Raw genomic sequence first — 278 nt, forward strand, 5'->3', positions numbered from 1 at the left:
GCTCTTGGTGATGAAGTTCAAGTTAAGACGGTTCACGGGGACGTTAAGTTGAAGATCCCAGCTGGTACTCAGACGGGGACAACTTTCCGGTTACGTGGTAAAGGTGCACCACGATTACGTGGCAATGGCAACGGCGACGAACGCGTTACCGTTAATATTGAAACGCCAACGCACTTGAACAAGGGTCAAAAAGAAGCTTTGAAGACCTTTGCTAAAGCTAGCGGCAAATCAGTTGCTGGCAATGGCAAGAGTTCGTTATTTGACAAGCTCCGGGGTGT

Annotated in this window: 1 protein-coding gene; it reads left to right on the top strand. The window is 48.9% G+C overall.

What is annotated here, in order from left to right; translation table 11 throughout:
* Window positions 1–278: DnaJ C-terminal domain-containing protein (locus L9G74_RS20385; protein WP_275297548.1), on the top strand; the 278-nt coding region annotated here is incomplete at both ends.

This window comes from Shewanella electrica (genome assembly GCF_022321485.1).
GTDB classification, from domain to species: Bacteria; Pseudomonadota; Gammaproteobacteria; order Enterobacterales; family Shewanellaceae; genus Shewanella; species Shewanella electrica.